The sequence below is a fragment of the Coriobacteriia bacterium genome (genome assembly GCA_013336165.1).
Taxonomy (GTDB): Bacteria; Actinomycetota; Coriobacteriia; order Anaerosomatales; family JAAXUF01; genus JAAXUF01.
The window spans coordinates 1-18,176 of the sequence record JAAXUF010000014.1; the positions used below are offsets into that span (position 1 = coordinate 1).

Here is an 18,176-nt window from a genome sequence, read left to right on the forward strand (position 1 = left end):
CCGAGTCCGAAATGACGGTTGCCGGGATGAACGGCCCGTTCGCGCCTCCGTTGGCAGCCGCTGCCGCCGATGCGGCTGCTGCTGAGGCGGCCGCAGCGGCTGCCTTTGCTGCCTCCTGCTGCCGCACCAGTGTGGCGATCTCGCTGTTGAGCGACTTCATGTACGCCTGCTGCTTCGCCATGGAGGTCTCGATCTGTACTCGGCCGGCATCCGCCTGGCGTTGCAGATCGCTCAACGTTTGAGCCTGTGCTTCCTGCTGCCCTTTGAGATAGGCGATCTCTGCGCGCGTCTTGCGCACGTCGGCAAGAACCAGGGTGTCACGTTCTTGCATGTCCACCAAGAAGGAGATCCTTGAGACCAGATCCGATATGGACTTACTCCCCAGGACGACTTCAAGCGTGCTGAGCCCACCGGACTTGTACATCTGAACGGCCCGCGAGCCCAGCTGTTCGAGACGCATCTGAGCCGAAGCGTCCAACTCGGCGAGCTTGTTGTTCGAGGCCACAATATCCTGACGGGCGGCATCCACCTGCGCATTGATCTTCGCCAGCTCCGCCAGCTGGTTGCCGAGATCCACGCGCATCGCTTCGAGCTGGACCTGGGCGTCGGCTGCCTGCGCCTGCTTCTCGGCGATACTCGAGGCCAGAGAGGCAGGCGCAGCCCAGACAAGTGACGGCATCAACGCAGAGGCAAGCAGAATCGCTGCCATGCAAAGAGCCGCTAGACGGTGTGAGTGCATGCGCCTGATATGAGACTCCTGCGTGCGTGGCGGGCGAGACCGTGCCCCACCATTCTACGCTACTGCGTTTCGTCAATCACTTGGAGACCGACACCGCCCCGGTTCTGGCGTCGACATCGTACTCGCCCACCGTTGACTCATCAATCGAATCCGGGTTGAAGATGACCTTCCACACCATCGGCGATATGGTCGAAGTGTCGTCCGCAGACAGGTACGACACAAACCCCATCACGTACGGGGTGTTCGCGTTGCCGGACTTGAACTGAGCCAGGGCGTTCTTGTACGCCGTGTCGCTGTTGATCTTCCACTCGCTGGTAGACGGTATAGCGGCCCACTCCGTCGCAGTCAGAGAAGCTTCACCATACTCGTACGAATACGGCTGACCATTCTCAACGAAGACGAGGTAGGTCATACCACTCGACGGAGAGCCGAATACATACGCCCACACGGGTGTCGACGTTGTGGTGACCACGTCCGCAGTCTGGACGACCAGCAGTTTGGCATCCGGCGCCATCGTAGAAAGCGTCGACTGAGCGATAGACAGAGAGCCCAACGCGGTCGACGTGTCCACCGTGGCCTTCTTGCTGCACCCTACGATCGCGGCGGCAAGAGCCAGCACGAACACCACCACTAGGGCTGACTTCATGAACCTGATCACTCGTGCCTCGGGCATACGTGCACCCCTTTCGTCGCGAAAACTACTGGCCCCCATGGTACGTCACCTTGCCGCCATGCGCGTACGCTCAAAGATGTATTTGGCGCTGCGCCACAGGACGTATGGCCGGCAACGCGGGGAGAGTATGCCCAACAAGCACCTCCCCCACCTACATTGTATAATTCCGTGCGCCTATTTCTCCGGCAAGAAGAGGAGCTCTTCAGATGGCTCGAACAAATCGTCTCTTCCGTGCGACCGTGGCCGCGCTCCTCATGGCCGCTTTCGCCCTCACGGGTTGTTCCGCGAACTCCACGACCACACAACCCGGGTCCGCCGTAACCCCCGCTGCCATCAAAATCGGCACGCTGGCAACGTCCGACTCCCTACCGCTCTGGGTAGCCGAGCAGAAGGGCTATTTCACGTCTCAGGGGCTCCCCAAGGTTGAAATCGTCGTCTTCCAGAGTGCTCAAGAGCGCGAGGCGGCATTCGCCTCCGGCGCGATCCAGGCGTCGATGACAGACATCATGAGCGCGGCCAATCTGCAGGCCGGCGGAATCCCTGTGAAGCTCCCGACCGTGATGCTCGGCGCCAATCCCAGCCAGGGGCGGTTCGCGGTTGTCGCGGCCCCAAACTCAGGCATCAAGTCGATGGCCGACCTCAAGGGCGTGGCTGTGGGCACCGCATCTTCCACGATCACGGAGTACGTCCTCGACGAGTTGATGTCTCAGGTCGGCATCTCGCAGAGCGACGTCAAGGCCGAGCAGGTCCCGAAAGTCCCCGTGCGCTTCCAACTCATGATGGCCGGCCAGCTCAAGGCGGCTGTGCTTCCTGAACCGTTCATCACACTCGCGCTCCAGCAGGGAGCAACAATCGTGTCGGGTGGCGACGACACCAAGTCCAAGACCAACCTGTCCGCAAGCGTCCTAGCCGTCAACGCCAAGTTCATCGGCACCCCGGAAGGCTCGGCTTCGGTTGATGCGCTTCTGAGAGCGTGGAACCTCGCCGTCGCCGACATCAACGCCAACCCGGACTCGTTCCGTCAGCTGTTGGTCGACAAGGCGCAGCTTCCGGCATCGCTTGCCACCAGCTACAAGGTGGACACGTACCCGATGGCTGCGCCCCCCTCGGCAGCCGACATCCAGGGCGTGCTGGACTGGATGAAAGCCAGGGGCTACCTGAAGGCCGACGTCAAGCCGCAGGATCTTCTCGGCAAGTAAGCGCTACGGAAGCAGCATGCTGAGGGCGAAGAGGACGCTGAAGATGAGCGCGATCTGGCCGGTGGAGGCTAGGGCGGCGTTGAGCGCCCTGCCCGGGCGCGTGTAGACGATGCGCGCCGTTCGGATCGCCAACGGCGCCGAGAACCACGTGGCGAGGGCGGCCAGCGGAAGCATCCGCACCGCGACGAGCGCGGCCACAAGCGCATAGGCGACCACAAGGCAGACTGCGTACTCGACCTTGGCCGCAGGCGCGCCGACGCGCACGGCGATCGTGCGTTTGTTGGCGACGCGGTCCTGTTCGATGTCGCGCAGGTTGTTCACGATGATGATGGCCGTGACGATCAGGCCCGGCGGCACCGCCATCAGCCACACCAGCGGCGTGGTGGAGCCGGTCTGAACCCAATAGGTGCCCACCACCGCGGCCAGGCCGAAGAACACAAAGACGAACACCTCGCCCAACCCGTGATAGCCCAGCGGATACGGGCCGCCCGTGTAGGCGATCGCCGAGACGATCGCGGCCAGGCCGATCACCAGCGTCACCCAGCCGCGCACGTACGTGAGGTAGAGCCCGGCCGCAAATGCGAGGACCAGTACGACCTTCATGCCGCGCTTGACCTGATCGCGCCGCAGGAGGCCCGCCTGCGTCACCCTCAGCGGGCCGAGGCGCTCGGCGGTGTCGGCGCCGCGCTCGTCGTCGTAGACGTCGTTAGCGAGGTTGCTGGCGATCTGCAGCAGCACCGCAACCACCAGCGCGGCAAGCGCGGGCCCGAGCGCGAAACCGCCGTCGCGCCACGCCAGTACCGTGCCCACGATAACGCCGGAAGCTGCTGCCGGCAGCGTCTTGGGCCTGATGGCGAGCCACCACGTGCGCAGCGGACCCGGCACCTCGGCTTCTGAGGAGGTGTCGGCACTTTCAGGCGGGGTCATGGCGCCTTCTTCGCGAGATCGAATGTGACGCCGAATACTGTAGCGCAGATGCACTGCAAACGCGCTCTACCTCGCCATCTCCCTCAACTTCGCTATGCGGACGGCCGGATCCGGATGAGTGTCGAACAACCGCGCAAGCCATCCGCGCGTATGCCCACTCTCGTCATGCAGCGGGTTGGCGATCCACAAGTGCGACGTCGCCTTGTTCACGCGACGCATCGGAATGGGATCGGCAGTGATCTTGGCAAGCGCGTCGGCAAGCCCATCGGGGTTGCGTGTGAGCAGGACGCCGCTCGCGTCGGCCAAGAGTTCGCGCCTCCGCGAAACCGCCAGCTGGATGAGCATGGCGAACAGCGGCGAGAGCAGCGCGAGCACAATGCCCACGAGCATCAGGATCGCCCCGGCCTGACCACCGCCCTGGTCGCCGCCCCGCCTGCGCCCGCCGCCAAACCAGAACGTGTAGCGCAGGAAGAAGTCCGCCAGCAGCACCACAAAACCCACCAGCACCACGACCACGCTTGAGAGCCGGATGTCGTAGTTCTCGACATGCGCCAGCTCGTGCGCGAGCACGCCTTCAAGTTCAGCCCTGTCCAGCTTGCCGAGCAACCCGGTCGTGACGGCCACCGCCGCATGCGCGGGATCCCGACCGGTGGCAAACGCATTGGGCGATGGGTCATCGATGATGTAGACACGGGGCGTAGGCAGTCCGCCGGTGATCGACAGGTTCTCGACGAGGAGGTAGAGCTCGGGCGCCGCGGCCTTGTCGACCTCACGCGCACCCGATACCGCCAGCGCGAGCTTGTCGCTCCACCAGTACGAGGCAAACGACTGGACGATCGCCACCAATATGGCAAGTGGCAGCAACCATGGGAGATCCAGCGCCACGCCAAACACGTAGCCGAGCGCGATGACCAGCGCGACGAAGATCGTCATGACCACGACAGTCCGCCGCTTGTTCGATGAGATCTCGGTATAGGTGGTCGCCATTGCTAGAAGTTGACCTGGACGTTCTGGGTCTCGGTCGGGGTGGCCTCGATGAACTCAAATGCAGAGAAGCCCAGAGGGGCCGCAAGCAGGTTGGTGGGAAACACCTGGATCGCCGTGTTGAAGTCCCGCACGTTGGAGTTGTAGAAGCGCTGCGCGGCCATGATCTTATCCTGTGTGTCGGTCAGCTCGACCTGCAGTGAGAGGAAGTTCTGGTTGGCCTTCAGGTCAGGGTAGGCTTCCGCGACGGCGAAGAGGGACTTCAGCGTCTCGGTGAGCTGGTTGCTTGCAGCGATCTTCTCTCCCGTGGTGCCGGTCATGAGGCCGGCGCGTTCGGCGGTGACCTTCTCAAAGAGCTCCCGCTCGTGTGTCGCGTAACCCTTCACGGTGTTGACGAGGTTGGGAATGAGGTCGTAGCGACGTTTGAGCTGGACGTCGATGTCGCTCAAGGCCTCGAACACGCGGTTCCTGCGGGTGATCAGCCCGTTATAGACCGCTACGAGCGCGATCACGATCACAACGACGATGGCCAGCACGATCCAGAGTCCGGTCATGACAGTTCCTCCTGATAACGAGTTGGCATGCAGAGTGGATATATTCCCCACCGCGAGACCGGCGGAACAACAGACCCGCGTGACGCACGCGCCGCAGTGTGCGCATACTTCTCCGCATGAACACCACGATCACGCCTTCAGGCGCAATCCACATCACCGGCGACACTTGGTATCTGCCCGGACTCACCAACGCTGGCCTGATCGGCGGCTTGGGTATCGACACGGCGGCCGATGAAGCGGCGTACGAGGGCATCGCACTCGACCGGCTCGTGATAACGCACGGCCACACCGACCATTTCGCTTGCGCGGCCGAGCTGCGTGCGCGCGGGGCCGCCGTCCACGTCGCGCGCGACGACGCCGCGCTCGTCGAGAACCCCGAGGTCAACATCCGCGGCATGTTCTCGTGGGCCAAACCGACCGACGCACTCGTGACACGTCTGTTCCGCGGTGATCCCTGCCCTGTGGACGGCTACATCGAGAGCCTCAGCGACGCGCGCGTAACCGCGATCCGGCTGCCTGGCCACACCCTCGGCCACACGGGATTCCTCACCGCCGACAACGTGCTCTTCACCGGCGACGCGCTCTACATCACGGAGTTGTGGGAGCGTCACCGCCTCCCGTACTGCATCGATCCCACGCTGGTTGCCGAGTCCCTCGAGCGCATCCGCGAAACGGACGCCGACTGGCTCCTACCTGCGCATGGCCGCCCGGTCGCGCACGAGGAGGCCGCATCGCACATCGACCATCATCTCGCCGAGCTAGCCGAGATCGAGGCGCTCTTGCTGGACCGGCTCGTGTGCGAGCAGACCACCGAGGAGGCGGTCGCGCTCGTCTCGGCTGCACGCGACCTAGGCGACAACTCGGCGCAGTACTGGCTCGCGGTCACCACCGTGAAGGGCTTCTTGGGAAGCCTACTCACGCAAGGGCAGATCGAGTTCTTCGTGCGCGATCACGCCGGCTGGTGGCGGACGGTCCGGTAGGCGCGAGCGCGGGCGCGGGGTCAGGCTTCTCGCGTCGACACGCACAAGCCACACAGGAGGCAGTCTGACGCCCGTTGGTGCCGATTTTGCAGTGTCAGAGACTGCGAGCGGTGCCAAGTGGAGTACTGTTGGGCAACGCACGACTGGGCGACGAGGGGCTCATGTACAGGATCAACGACAGGCTCGCCGAATGGCTTCTGCGCTTCCTGAATGAATTCAGGCGGTTCTACCACCGCGCGGAGATCAGATTCGCCGAGAGGCTGCCAGCCAGCGGCGGAGCTCTGATCGTCAGCAACCACGGGCGCATGGACGTCGAATACCTGCTGCTTGCCGGGATGGTCTGCCGGTCTTCGGGGCGCGTGGCACGCATCATGGTCCATCACATCTGGTACCGGTACCCGATCATCCCCCGCATTTTGGCGCTGGTCGGAGCGGTTCGCGGTACGCGGGAGAACGCGGTGCGTCACCTCAGCGCCGGCGAAATGGTGCTCACGTACCCGGGTGGGGTCACCGAGATCCTGAGCAGCCGACACGGCCATGAGCACATTGACTGGCAGAATCGAACCGGCTTTGCCCACGTCGCGATAGCGACCGGCGTGCCGGTGATCCCGATCGTTGGCGTGGGCGTCAACGACGGGCTTCACTTCCTGACCAGCGGCCGGCTGTTTGGAAAGTTCTGGTTCCAGAAGATACTGCGAATCGGACCCGCGCACGCCGAGCACAGAGACCCGTTGGCGATCGGCCTACTACCAATCCCCCTGCCGTTCTCAATCGCGATTCACTTCCCACTTCCAGTCAAAGTGCGCTACTTTGTTGGCGAGCCCATCTACCCCGTCAGCGCCGAGGGGACGCCGGAAGACGAGGACTCGTTTGCGCAGCATGTCGAGGATGCGATGCGGGCACTTATCGAGGAGTACGGTCGGCCTCAGACCGACGTCTCGCCCGCGTGCAGAATCGCCAACCTTACGCTTCCCGCCACTCAGCGGTAGCATGCAATCAACACAATCACTCAAGGAGGAACCATGACCGACGAAGACGCCACAACACCGGAGCCAAACGCTCCCGACCACCAATTCACGCTCTCCTCTTACGAACCCGTCACGATCACTCTGCCTGTGATCGACGTGCCTGACTCTGCCGTTGACGAACAGCTCCTGAAGATCGCGGAGGGGTACGCGTCATACGAGAAGATCGAGGATCGGGAAATTCGACCGACAGACGCGCTCTTGCTGGCCGTCTCGGCGACCGAGAACGGCGAGCCATTCCCGGGACTTACCACGGATGGCCGTGTGGTCCAGCTGGGACAGAACCTCATGCCCGACGAGTTCGAGCAGCAGGTTGCCTCCATGAGCGTCGGCGAAACCAAAACGTTCGACTTTGAGGGTCCCACGTACGAGACTGGCGAAGACGGAATGCCGATCATGAGCAAGGTCACCGCGACCGTAACCGTCCTTGAGATTCAGCAGCCAATTATCCCGGCCATCACCGACATCTGGGTCTCCGCGAATATCCCAGGGGCCAAGACCGTCCCCGAGTTTCGCGAGATGCTAAAGAAGCAAATGGCCTCACAGATGGCACCTAAGGTTGAGGAATACAAGTACTTCCAGTGCGCCTCTGCACTCGCACAGCGCCTTGAGGGGCGCATTCCCGACGACCTCTTCGAGAAGGGCATGGCCGCGGCCAATGCGAGTTTCGAGGCGGCATTGGCTCAGCAGAAGATGACCAAGCAGGAGTTCCTCGAGAAGCAGGGCATGGACCAGAACCAGTTCGATATTCAGCTGCTCATGCAGGCTCGGCAGATGATTGCTCAGCAGGAAGCACTAGGTGCGCTGGCGGATCACCTCAAAATCGAGGTAACTGACGAGGACATCAACGCCGTGTTCGGCGGCAAGACAGCCGAGCAGAACGCGGCCGCACGCAAAGCATGCGAAGAAGCCGGCCAGCTTGATGACGCACGCAAGGCTGCCCAAGGCGGCAAGGCGCTCAAGTGGCTGGTCGATACCGCCAAGATCGAGTACAAGTAGTCGCTCACCAAATAGATCCCCGAAATGTGCGAGGCCGGCTCCGTTTTCGGAACCGGCCTCGGTGTTTCCCCAGCGCAGGTCATAGCCACCCGAGGCCGTTCAGACTGCCAAGATGATAGCCGAGCACCATGGCGTAGATCGCGAGCGTGATAGGCGCGAGTACTAGAACCGCTCGGTACCGCCGGCCCCTCCAGATGCCGTAGGAGACGACGATCATGACGGCCACCTTGAACCAGGCCGCAAGCAGCGGACTGGCGCCGAGGATGCTTCCAAGAACCGGGTTGCCCTCCTTGGCGATGCCGAGCCACAGCGAAAACGCCGTGAGGAGCCCGTCAGCCAGCGACATGACATTGAGCAGCACGAGCAGGCCGACAAGCACCCACCGGCTGTCGCGCAGGGCGGCAAAGAGCGGATCCGACTTTCGGCGGTCGAAGCCACTGCGGCGGTTGAAGAACCGGTAATGCCGAGCAACGCGCCGGTCTTTTCCACTCCGGTGTTCCGGACGTATCTCCACAGCGTGCGCCTCTCAACAAAGGACAGGGTACGTGTGCGACGTGACTTCCGTAACGATACGCCATCGCGCGGTGGCCTGCTCTGAACACCCCGCCCGCCACCTTCGACAGAAATACTCTCGCCGACGTGAATCCTATTCGGCATACTTGAGCCGATGCCGCGATACACTCGCGGTGCCCATGGAAGAGGAACGTGCTGAATGCCCGATGAAGAACCCCTGCTGCTGGGGATTGACGCCGGCTCGACGACCATCAAGCTGGTTTTGCTCGATCCGCTCGGAAACGTCATCAGAACGAGCTACCAGAAGCACGCATTAAACATCAAAGAGACCGTCGCGCAGGCGGTCCACAACATGCTCTACATCGAGGGCGACAGACGAGTTTCGGTCGCCGTGACCGGATCTGCCGGCATGCTGCTCTCTGAGATACTGGGATTCCCTCACATCCAGGAAGTAGTCGCAACCAAACTCACGGTCGAGAAGATCTACCCGCAGGCTGACGTTGTCATCGAACTCGGCGGCGAGGACGCTATGATCGTCTACCTGACCGATGGCGTCGAGCAGCGCATGAATTCATCGTGTGCGGGCGGCACCGGCGGGTTTCTGGATCTGCTTTCAGGCACCATCGGCATCCGCCGCCGCGACTTCTCGGCCAAGACGTTGGGTTCGATAACGACCTACCCCATCGCGTCGCGTTGCGCGGTGTTTGCTCGCACGGACGTACGTGGCCTGCTCAATCAGGGAGCCCGCAAGCAAGACATCGTTCTCTCAATGTACAAGGCGATCGTCACCCAGACCATATCCGGCTTGGCGTGCGGCCGTCCCATCAAAGGCACCGTCGTGTACCTTGGTGGGCCGTTCTTCTACAACCCGCTGCTCGCCAAGTACTACGAAAAGGGCCTCGGGCTTACTCGGGAGCAAACCATCGTTCCCAAGGAACCCCACACGTTCGTCGCACGCGGCGTGGCGTGGCATTCCAGAGGCAAGAACACCTTCATGCTCTCGGAGATTGAGAACATGGTGAAGAGCACTCCGGTCGCGTTCGAGGAGAGCGCCGAGTACCTCTCACCGCTGCTGGACTACGGCATGACCAAGGACCGGTTCGTCTCGGAGCACAAGAACTGCCTGGCAAAACGCAGGCAGTTCCGCGAGCTGATGAAGGACATCAGCACCAAGTCCCGTGACCTGTATCTGGGAATCGATGCAGGATCGACCACCGTCAAGGTCGTACTGGTGGACGAGGACGGATACATCGTCGCCTCCGAGTACCAGCGCCATCGCGGCGAATTCATCGCCAAGACCATAGAGTTGCTGGGCAAGGTGTTCCACTCAATCCCAAATCCGAAGTACAGCAGCTGCGAGATGCACATCAGGCGCTGCGTGGTCACCGGGTACGGCGAGCACGCCCTGCTCGTCGCGATCGGCGCGGATGAGGGCGTCGTGGAAACCAGCGCGCATCTGCGCGCGAGCCAGGAGCTTGTCGGCGACGTCGACTCGATCCTGGACATCGGTGGGCAGGACATCAAGTACATCCGCATTGTCGACGGGGCGGTCGACGACATCGTCATCAACGAGGCCTGCTCATCCGGTTGTGGCGCGCTGATCGAGAGCTTTGCGAAGCAGTTCCAGCGCTCCCGCTACCTGTTCTCCGACGACGGCTTGGCAGCACGGCACCCCGTCGATCTGGGAACCCGCTGCACGGTGTTCATGACGTCGCGCGTTCGCCACGCCCAGAAGGAGGGTATCCCGCGTGAGGACATCTCGGCAGGGTTGGCGTACTCGGTCGTGCGCAATGCTCTGTACAAGGTCATCGGCTTCTCGAACCTCGACAAGCTCGGCGACCGCGTCATGGTCCAGGGTGGCTGCTTCACCTCCGATGCCGTCTTGGCCGCCTTCGAGCGAATCACCGGCAGGCAGGCGCTGCGCCCCGACATCTCCGGTCTGATGGGTGCATACGGTTGCGCGCTGATCGCGCGCGACTCCTACGTGCGCAATCCCGTTCCTTCGACGGTGATCTCGTCGAAGAGGCTGGGGAGTTTCGAGACCCGGCAGAAGACCGCGGTCTGTAAAGGCTGCACGAACCAGTGCCGCCTGACCATCTGCCACTTCAGCAACGGCGGCGACAGGCCGCGCCAGTTCATCACGGGTAACCGCTGCGAGAAGCCGATCAGCGGGCAGGCTGCGGCGGCCAAGCTGCCCAACACCTTCAAGCTCGAGCAGGACCTGCTCGCGGACTACCGCAAAGGCAGCGTCGCGCCGGCCCCGGCCAAGACCGTCGGCCTCACCTGCGCGCGCGAGCTCTTCGAGACGCTGCCGTTCTGGACGACCTTCATCGCCAGCCTCGGCTACAACGTGGTCGTCTCCGACTTCTCATCCACCGACCAGTTCCGCAAGGGCATCTCGGCAATCCCCGCCGAGGGCGCCTGCTACCCGTCAAAGCTCCTGTTCGGCCAGATCGCCGAGGTAATCGAGCGCGGCGCCGAGATGGTCTTCCTGCCGCAGATCGACGCCGGGTTCAAGTTGCGGACCGAGGCCGAGTTCTCCTGCCCGGTCGCGTCGCGCTACGGCGACGTCGTCCGCAACAACCCGGTCGACGAGACGACGCCGGTCATCTCGCCCGACCTGGTGGGCATGAACGTCGACCGTGACAGGCAGGCGATCTGCGACGCGCTCCTTGGGAGCCTGTGCGCCCTCGGAGACGAGGTCTCTGCCGAGAGCATCGGGCGCGCGTTCGACGCTGCCGTGGCCGAGCAGCGGGCCTTCGAGGGCAGACTGCACGCCGCTGCCGACGAGGCGCTGGGCTACATGGAGGACAACGACGCCAGCGGCGCACTGCTGGCCTGCCACTCCTACCATGTTGACCCTGGCTTGAGCCACGGCATCGACGAGCTGCTGTGCAGCCTCGGGTTCGTCGTCTTCTCGCCGCTCTCCCTGTCCCACAAGATCCCGCGGACCGTGCACGAGGACGCCTGCGCGCGCGGGTGGCACCAGCCGGCGTTCCTGTACGACATGTGCGACTACGTCGTCTCCAAGCCGCTCATGGAGCTCATACACCTGTACTCGTTCGGGTGTGGCGTCGACTCCCTCGCGATCGACACAGCGAGCGAGATCTTGCGTTCGAACGGCAAGCTCTACACCGGGCTGAAGCTCGACGAGATGGCCAACCTCGCGACGATCAGGATCCGCCTCCGCTCGCTTCGCGCTGCCATCGACCGCCGCCGGCAACGCAGCTGCCGCGTGATCCCCAAGGAGCTCGCCGAGCAGACCGCGGGGCCAGTCCGGGCGCTGAGCCGATACATCGTCCCCGGCACCGCCCCCGCCCACATGGCGAAGGCGGCCGCGGCCCTGAAGTCGTTCGGATACGACCTGACGCTACTGCCCGAGGTCACCGCGACGAGCGCCGACACGGGCCTGCGGTACTGCAACAACGACCTGTGCTACTCGACGGTCTCCCTCGTCGGCAATGTCATCGAGCACCTCGGCGAGATCGAAGACATCGAGAACACGGGCATCCTCGTCGCGCAGACCTGCTACTTGTGCCGCGGCATGGAAAACGAGATCGTCCTGCGCGACGGCCTCGCCAAGACCGAAGGCGCCACACTGCCTATCGTCGCGTTCCCCTCCACGCGCGCCGGCCTCGATCTGTCGCCTGAGGCGCTGAAGGCCGTGCGAGATGCGTTCGCCGAAGCCGACGTAGAGCTCAGGGAAGCGGTCAACCGACGCGCCGACGAGGCAGGCTGCCAGATCCCCATCGGCGTGCTGGGCAACTTCAACCTGCTCTACACCCCATCGCTCAACAACCACATCTTCGACGTGCTCATCTCGGAAGGTGCGCGCCCGGTGTTCCCGGACTCCAACGACGTCCTGCCGACAAACGCTCCCCTGCTTGCGCTGGTCGACCAACTGTACGAGCAGGGCGTGCGCGACATCATCTACCTGCAGGCGTTTGGCTGCCTGACCGGCAACATCTACGGGAGCGGCGCCGCGAAGGTCGTCAAGAAGAAGTACCCGGAGATGACGCTAACCTTCATCGACTACGATCCGGGCGTATCCGAGACCAACCAGATCAACCGCATCAAGCTCGCGCTCGCTATCGCACGCGAGCGCTATGGCCTGAGTTGAGGCCGGATGACGGCGATACCCTGTTCGGACACCATAAGGACGCCTGGTACTCGCCGGAGACAGCCGCCTATGCAACCCTCACGCGGATCCACTCGGACGGCGAAGCTTCGGCTCTGGCTCAGGCAAGTCCTGAGCGGTGAGTTGAACAAGCTGCGACAGCCAATCCCGATCATCGAGCCGATCAATGAGGAAGTAGTGCTTCGCGCCAGTGTAGGGAGGCGCCTCGACGGGTTCGCCTAGGAACGCGCGGCCGCCTGGTGTTGGCTTGACGAAGAGCTGATCGTCGCACACGAGGGCGACCACCTTGTCGTCACAGTAGATCGCGAACTCGCCAAACATTTTTCGGTAGCGGATCGCGCCGGCATCGCGCATCTGGTCACACACGTAATCGACGAAGCTCAATTCTGACGACAATGACTCCTCCAATCACCCGAGGCTGCGGACGCCTGAGTATCTAACTGCATGTACTTCGAAACACCGGAAATTACCCGTGACGCGCTCGCCGACCCGGAAGCTAGGCAAGCCGCAGAGAATCGGGTGCGAGCTGGATGCACCAAGGCTCAACCCACGCGCGCCAAGTACTGTGACGGCTCCAAATTGCACGCAACATCAAGAGCGCCACTGACCGCGAAGAGGCGGGGGTCTGTGCGAAAGTCGAAGACCCTGTAGAGCTGATAGTTGGACGACTTCTGTCTAGAGACATTCAACTCGTTGGGAGAGAGAAAGAAAGGTGTCAGCTTCCCGTAGCCGGTGGTCTTCACTTCGATGAGCAGCTCTGAGCCGCCGCTGTCAAACGAACGCACGTCGTAGCCTAGGCCGTCGCCCACGGTCAGTGAGACATGTTCGACTCTGTCAACAAAACGATCCGCACCGGCTCGCAGTAGTCTCGCCCTCTCGAAGTTCACAACGAACTCCTCGCCCGCAAGACCAAGTGAGCTGTTCCGTGCTTCTCTCTCCAAATAGTTCGTACCACGCCGAACGCGCCAGGCGACCGCATGCTCACGAACGACTGGGGCAGCCGGGGTAGAAGGCATGGGGGCATCAACAAGTCGAGCGAGTATGTCTGAAACTGAGGGAACCTGGGCCACGGCTGTCGTTGATGCCTGAACTGATGCCTCAAGTTCCCCGTCAGCGGACAGTCTCTCGACAACGGCATCTACCAGCGCCCGCTGATAGTTGTACAGCGGCTTGTATCCGCGCAGGTATGGATGATCCAACTCGACGAGCACGGCGCTGATGTTTGAGTGCTTCCGTTCAACTGAACCGTCCGTGCGCTGATCCAACATGGTTAGCAGGGCCCGGCGATGTACAGACTTGTTGAACGCTTCGCCTCGCAACTCCTTCTGGAGCATGGCGAAGTAGTCCGCTACCACCGCCTCGACTTCAACCTGTGACCAGTCTCTCGACACCAGCTTCATCCCCTCGAAGGTCAGACAACACTCCTGCAGTCTAGGGAAGCGGACGCCAGACTCCTCAGCAGTGTATCGCGTATCCCCAGGCCCGAGAATCCCGTAGACAATCGGTTGACACGGGCCCCGCAAACAAAACAGGCCCGATCGCTTTCGCGTCTCGGACCTGCATATTCTTTGGTCGCGGGGGCCGGATTTGAACCGACGACCTTCGGGTTATGAGCCCGACGAGCTACCAGACTGCTCCACCCCGCAATAATGCCGCGCCAAACGCGGACTGCCTTTATATCATACCCCGCTCGCACTCGTCCACAGATTCCGCAAAACTCAGGGCGCACCTCAGAGACTCCTTGAACTGGCCTCTGCATTTCGCGAAGCGACATCCGATCTAGTTCCACCAGCCCATTTGGTTCAGCCACTGGATCGCCTGAGTCCTGTCCATGAACTGACTGACGGGATTTCCCACCTGATCGACCACGTCGGACTGCAGGTAGAGCTCGGCGTTGTACGCGTTTTGCAGCTGGGCGTTGATCTGGGCTGCCTGCGCCGCCGTGAGCCGCTCCTTGCTCGCCGAGGCGAACAGTGCCTCCGCCGCCGATCGGGCGGTCGTACGGGCCTTCACGATGCGCGCGACATCGGCCGCGCCTCCGTAGGTAATCTGCCCCGTTCCAATCGGGATCGTCTGCGGCTGCGATATCAGCCTCATGCCGCCCGAATACTCCCCGGGTACGTCCGTGACGTATGCGGGCGATGTCGTCTCAAGGAAGAGGTAACCCAACGCGCCGTACGCCACGCCCGGCCCCTTCACGCCCACCGCCATATGCTTCTCCGTCGCAAAATCGAGCAGGGCGACCGCGTATCCCTCGTGGGCCAGAAGCGCAGCCAGGAGCACGGACTTGTCCGAACACACACCCTTGCCCTCAACGATCGTCTCAACAGGGAACAACGGTGCCGAGCCCCCCGCATCAGCCTTCGCGTTGTCATAAGGAATCGACTGGACGTACTTGGCGATCAACTCAAGATACTGGTCGCTGGAAAGCCCGGCCTTCGCCGAGATGGCACGCAACTGCTCGCATGCGGAGTCGATGACGGGTTGGCCTTCGGGATCCGTCGCGAAAAACCGATAGTAGGCATCCACCCACTGGACGTGAGTCTCGCCGGAAAGCAGGCTCATCGAGCGCTCTGCTTTCTTCGCCCCCCAGTAGATGGCTCCGTCGACATTCGGCGTCACGGAGTACTTGGCGCCGTTGAACATGAACGTCTGAGTCGGCACGGTGATCTGACTGCCGGACGTCGGAACGATTCGCGGGTAGGTTCCCAGCCGAACAGCTGAAGCCGTGGTGTTCTCGGCTGGCGATGCGGAACGTGTCAAGGTGCCGACAACGTCGACGATCTGCGTGGCCACCGACTTCGCATTGGATGCGACAGATTCGAGTTCCCTCAAGAACCCGCCGGAGAACACACCTACGGCAAGCGCGACCACGAGCAGCCCGGCGACCAGCACGCCGGCGGATTTCGCCGACAATCGGTCTGACCAGCGCTTACCGCTATCGCTCATGTGTTTGTCTGGGTCGAGCACTCTCCAACGCTCCGATCCACGTGTTTTCGAACATGCTTCGCGTGAAAGATATCAGCGAAAACCGCGCCGCCTTCGAAGGCCTAGCGGTACTGTGTCCCACCCGAGGCGATGCCGTCCGTGGTGACGCCCGGCACTGCATAGACCGTGACGTGCGGGTAGTATCCGCCCGCGGCGTTATTGACGAAGGGGAAGAACACGATGAACTGGCCAGTGCCGCCCGGTTTCGCGTTGGGCGCGACATCCTTGATGGCGGCTTGTGCTGCGGCGACGGCGGCTTCCTGGTTCTTTGAGGCCGCCGAAACTGCGGTATTGTATCCGTCGTTTGCGCTCTTCACATACATCGGACCGGTCTTACCGGTAAACGGAACCGCGACCCCGTTGAGCACCCAGACCTGATAGAACGAGCTCCCGTCGATCAGGTACACGCTGTAGCCCGCAAGGAACGGATCGCCCGCGGCGGACTCCGTACCGTTCGGGTTGCCTGCCGCCCATTTGCGGCCTTGCGGCGTCGCTGCCGAGACGAGAGCGTTCTTCTCGGCGGTGGTCTCGGCGGTCATCGCCTTGACGCTGCCGCCCTTCGCGGCATCAGCCGATCCGGAGGACGTATTTGCGGGTTGGGTAGCGCCGGACGTCTCAGACTTGGATGCGCAGCCGGCTGTCACCGTCGTCGCCAATGCGAGCGCAAGCAGAGCCACGATCTTCCTATTTGCCACTTGAAGCCCCTTCTCCCGTAGGTTGGCCCGATTGTAACTCTCAAGCTGGGGTTCCAGCCACCGCCGCCTCAACGGCGTCGAGCGCCTCGTCGAGCGTCTCTGTCGCAGACAGGCCGAAGTCTCCCATGATGCCGGCGCGCTCGAGCTTCTCGGCGACGGAGGCGTTCGCGCCACACAGGATCACGGTGACGCCGCGAGCATGAAACCTCTCGGCGGCCTCGCGCAACGCGACGATCGACGACAGGTCGACGAACGGCACGCGGGAGAGGTCAAGAACGATGGCATTCGGATCGGTCTTCGTGTGCGCCAACGCGCCCTCGAACTCCTCGACCGCACCAAAGAAGAAGGGGCCATCGATGCTGTAGACCAGCACGCCGTGCGGCACGCGGCGCGATCTTCCCTCGGCGAGTTCACCGCCCTCGAGAGTGCGAACCTCAACCGCCGAGATCATCCGGCGGAACAGGTTGAGCAGCGCCAGAACGACGCCGACCTCCACGGCCAGCGACAGGTCGGCGAATACCGCCAGCACGAAGGTGACGAGCATGACGCCCACATCGGATTTAGGGGCGCGGCGCACCGTGCGCACAAGGCGCCCGAGATCGCTCATGTTGTACGCGACGACCCACAGCACCGCCGCCAGCGTCGCAAGCGGCACGTAGGCGGCAAGCGGCGCAAGCGCCACCAGCACCAAAGCGAGCACGGCAGCGTGAGCGATGCCCGCGAGCGGGCTGTTGCCGCCGTGCCGCACGTTGGTTGCGGTGCGCGCGAGGGCCCCTGTCGCCGCAAACCCGCCGAAGAGCCCCGAGCCCATGTTGGCGAGCCCCTGGCCGATGAGCTCCTGGTTCGCATCGTGTTTCTGCCCCGTCATGCCATCGGCGACCGTCGCCGAGAGCAACGACTCGATGCCGCCGAGAAGCGCCACCGCGAACGCCGGCTGCAGCAGCTGCGTCACCGTGGAGAGCGTGGTATGCGGGATCGTCAGAGGAGGAAGGCCCCGCGGAATGCCGCCAAACGCAGAGCCGATCGTCGCCACGCCGTCCGGATGCACCAGCGCGACAAAACCGGTCCCCACCACGAGGGCAACCAGTGGTCCGGGTATCTCTCCCACCACCGGAATCTTCGGCCACAGGGCCACGATGACGACACCGGCAACCGCGAGCGCAGTCGTGGCCGGATGCAGCTGTGGCAGCACCGCGATGAGACGGGCGAGATGCTCAAGGAACGTTCCGTTCGCAACCTGTGGCAGACCGAAGAAGTTCTGCCACTGGCCGACCCACATCACGACGGCAATTCCGGCCGTGAATCCGAGGATGACCGACTCGGGGATTACGCGAATCACCCCGCCGAGACGTGCAAGGCCGAAGAGAAGCAGCATCGCGCCGGCGAGCATCGTCACGATCTGCAATCCGGAGTAGCCGTACTTCGCGGTGATACCGACGAGCAGAACCACGAAGGCACCTGTAGGCCCGGCAATCTGGACGCGGCTGCCGCCAAACAGGGTCACGATCACTCCGGCTATGAGCGCCGTGTAGAGGCCCTGCTCGGGTTTCGCGCCGGACGCGATCGCAAACCCCATAGCCAGCGGCATAGCGACAATGCCCACGATGACGCCGGCAAGCACGTTTTGCATGATATTGCCGCGTCGGAAGAGTCCGGCGCGCCACGCTTCAATGAACGAAGGCACGTTGTTCCAAGGATCGCTGCAGTGGGATGGCCTGCAATCGTACCAGAGTGCGAGGCCCGCTACGGCTGCGGTCGGTCA

16 protein-coding genes and 1 tRNA gene are annotated in these 18,176 nt (G+C 62.9%); 5 read left to right on the forward strand and 12 right to left on the reverse strand.

The features are described from left to right. Together HGA39_08475 and HGA39_08480 are read right to left on the reverse strand one after the other, a co-directional pair. On the reverse strand, positions 1 to 709 hold a 709-nt coding region (locus HGA39_08475), incomplete at its 3' end, for a hypothetical protein (protein ID NTW29379.1). Between the two features lie 106 nt (positions 710 to 815). After that, on the reverse strand, positions 816 to 1,412 hold the full coding sequence (locus HGA39_08480) for a hypothetical protein (protein ID NTW29380.1): 597 nt from the start codon (positions 1,410 to 1,412) through the stop codon (positions 816 to 818). Between the two features lie 206 nt (positions 1,413 to 1,618). Between HGA39_08480 and HGA39_08485 the strand changes: the two genes are divergently transcribed. Beyond that, positions 1,619 to 2,611: an ABC transporter substrate-binding protein gene (locus HGA39_08485; protein NTW29381.1), complete on the forward strand. Its 993-nt coding sequence runs from the start codon at positions 1,619 to 1,621 to the stop codon at positions 2,609 to 2,611. Between the two features lie 3 nt (positions 2,612 to 2,614). Here HGA39_08485 and HGA39_08490 read toward each other — a convergent pair whose 3' ends face one another. From HGA39_08490 to HGA39_08500, 3 genes are all read right to left on the reverse strand, one after another. After that, positions 2,615 to 3,538, reverse strand: a complete 924-nt coding sequence (locus tag HGA39_08490; GenBank protein ID NTW29382.1) for a 1,4-dihydroxy-2-naphthoate polyprenyltransferase — start codon at positions 3,536 to 3,538, stop codon at positions 2,615 to 2,617. Positions 3,539 to 3,604: 66 nt separating this feature from the next. Beyond that, positions 3,605 to 4,471, reverse strand: coding sequence for a M48 family metallopeptidase (locus tag HGA39_08495; GenBank protein ID NTW29383.1), 867 nt, complete (start codon positions 4,469 to 4,471; stop codon positions 3,605 to 3,607). A gap of 56 nt (positions 4,472 to 4,527) precedes the next feature. Beyond that, positions 4,528 to 5,076, reverse strand: a complete 549-nt coding sequence (locus tag HGA39_08500; GenBank protein NTW29384.1) for a LemA family protein — start codon at positions 5,074 to 5,076, stop codon at positions 4,528 to 4,530. Between the two features lie 98 nt (positions 5,077 to 5,174). On the opposite strand from HGA39_08500, the gene HGA39_08505 reads away from it, so the two are divergent. From HGA39_08505 to HGA39_08515, 3 genes are all read left to right on the forward strand, one after another. Continuing rightward, on the forward strand, positions 5,175 to 6,056 hold the full coding sequence (locus tag HGA39_08505; GenBank protein NTW29385.1) for an MBL fold metallo-hydrolase: 882 nt from the start codon (positions 5,175 to 5,177) through the stop codon (positions 6,054 to 6,056). 128 nt (positions 6,057 to 6,184) lie between these two features. Then, positions 6,185 to 7,045: an acyltransferase family protein gene (locus HGA39_08510; protein ID NTW29386.1), complete on the forward strand. Its 861-nt coding sequence runs from the start codon at positions 6,185 to 6,187 to the stop codon at positions 7,043 to 7,045. A gap of 33 nt (positions 7,046 to 7,078) precedes the next feature. Then, positions 7,079 to 8,080 carry a hypothetical protein gene (locus HGA39_08515; GenBank protein ID NTW29387.1) on the forward strand — a complete coding sequence of 334 codons (1,002 nt, stop codon included), beginning with the start codon at positions 7,079 to 7,081 and terminating at the stop codon, positions 8,078 to 8,080. A 79-nt stretch (positions 8,081 to 8,159) separates the two neighbouring features. Here HGA39_08515 and HGA39_08520 read toward each other — a convergent pair whose 3' ends face one another. After that, positions 8,160 to 8,594: a hypothetical protein gene (locus HGA39_08520; GenBank protein NTW29388.1), complete on the reverse strand. Its 435-nt coding sequence runs from the start codon at positions 8,592 to 8,594 to the stop codon at positions 8,160 to 8,162. Between the two features lie 198 nt (positions 8,595 to 8,792). Between HGA39_08520 and HGA39_08525 the strand changes: the two genes are divergently transcribed. After that, the gene (locus tag HGA39_08525; protein NTW29389.1) at positions 8,793 to 12,713 is read left to right on the forward strand and encodes a hypothetical protein; all 3,921 of its coding nucleotides are present in this window, start codon (positions 8,793 to 8,795) and stop codon (positions 12,711 to 12,713) included. Between the two features lie 78 nt (positions 12,714 to 12,791). Here the strand turns inward: HGA39_08525 and HGA39_08530 are convergent, their stop codons facing one another. The 6 genes from HGA39_08530 to HGA39_08555 all read right to left on the reverse strand — a co-directional run bounded on the left by HGA39_08530 (position 12,792) and on the right by HGA39_08555 (position 18,098). Beyond that, positions 12,792 to 13,127: a TfoX/Sxy family protein gene (locus HGA39_08530; GenBank protein ID NTW29390.1), complete on the reverse strand. Its 336-nt coding sequence runs from the start codon at positions 13,125 to 13,127 to the stop codon at positions 12,792 to 12,794. 146 nt (positions 13,128 to 13,273) lie between these two features. Beyond that, positions 13,274 to 14,131 carry a DUF3883 domain-containing protein gene (locus HGA39_08535; protein NTW29391.1) on the reverse strand — a complete coding sequence of 286 codons (858 nt, stop codon included), beginning with the start codon at positions 14,129 to 14,131 and terminating at the stop codon, positions 13,274 to 13,276. A 169-nt stretch (positions 14,132 to 14,300) separates the two neighbouring features. Beyond that, positions 14,301 to 14,377, reverse strand: a tRNA-Met gene (locus tag HGA39_08540). 133 nt (positions 14,378 to 14,510) lie between these two features. Then, positions 14,511 to 15,701 carry a hypothetical protein gene (locus tag HGA39_08545; GenBank protein NTW29392.1) on the reverse strand — a complete coding sequence of 397 codons (1,191 nt, stop codon included), beginning with the start codon at positions 15,699 to 15,701 and terminating at the stop codon, positions 14,511 to 14,513. An 80-nt stretch (positions 15,702 to 15,781) separates the two neighbouring features. Then, positions 15,782 to 16,414 (reverse strand): hypothetical protein, encoded by a 633-nt coding sequence (locus HGA39_08550; protein NTW29393.1) that lies wholly within the window; start codon positions 16,412 to 16,414, stop codon positions 15,782 to 15,784. Between the two features lie 40 nt (positions 16,415 to 16,454). Further along, positions 16,455 to 18,098, reverse strand: a complete 1,644-nt coding sequence (locus HGA39_08555) for an STAS domain-containing protein (GenBank protein NTW29394.1) — start codon at positions 18,096 to 18,098, stop codon at positions 16,455 to 16,457. Positions 18,099 to 18,176 lie beyond the last annotated feature (78 nt).

What these genes read in the sequence shown, in the direction of transcription:
- HGA39_08480 (NTW29380.1), bottom strand. Translation starts at nt 1,412, where the DNA reads ATGCCCGAGGCACGAGTGATCAGGTTCATGAAGTCAGCCCTAGTGGTG.
- HGA39_08485 (NTW29381.1), top strand. Translation starts at nt 1,619, where the DNA reads ATGGCTCGAACAAATCGTCTCTTCCGTGCGACCGTGGCCGCGCTCCTC.
- HGA39_08490 (NTW29382.1), bottom strand. Translation starts at nt 3,538, where the DNA reads ATGACCCCGCCTGAAAGTGCCGACACCTCCTCAGAAGCCGAGGTGCCG.
- HGA39_08495 (NTW29383.1), bottom strand. Translation starts at nt 4,471, where the DNA reads ATGACGATCTTCGTCGCGCTGGTCATCGCGCTCGGCTACGTGTTTGGC.
- HGA39_08500 (NTW29384.1), bottom strand. Translation starts at nt 5,076, where the DNA reads ATGACCGGACTCTGGATCGTGCTGGCCATCGTCGTTGTGATCGTGATC.
- HGA39_08515 (NTW29387.1), top strand. Translation starts at nt 7,079, where the DNA reads ATGACCGACGAAGACGCCACAACACCGGAGCCAAACGCTCCCGACCAC.
- HGA39_08525 (NTW29389.1), top strand. Translation starts at nt 8,793, where the DNA reads ATGCCCGATGAAGAACCCCTGCTGCTGGGGATTGACGCCGGCTCGACG.
- HGA39_08535 (NTW29391.1), bottom strand. Translation starts at nt 14,131, where the DNA reads ATGAAGCTGGTGTCGAGAGACTGGTCACAGGTTGAAGTCGAGGCGGTG.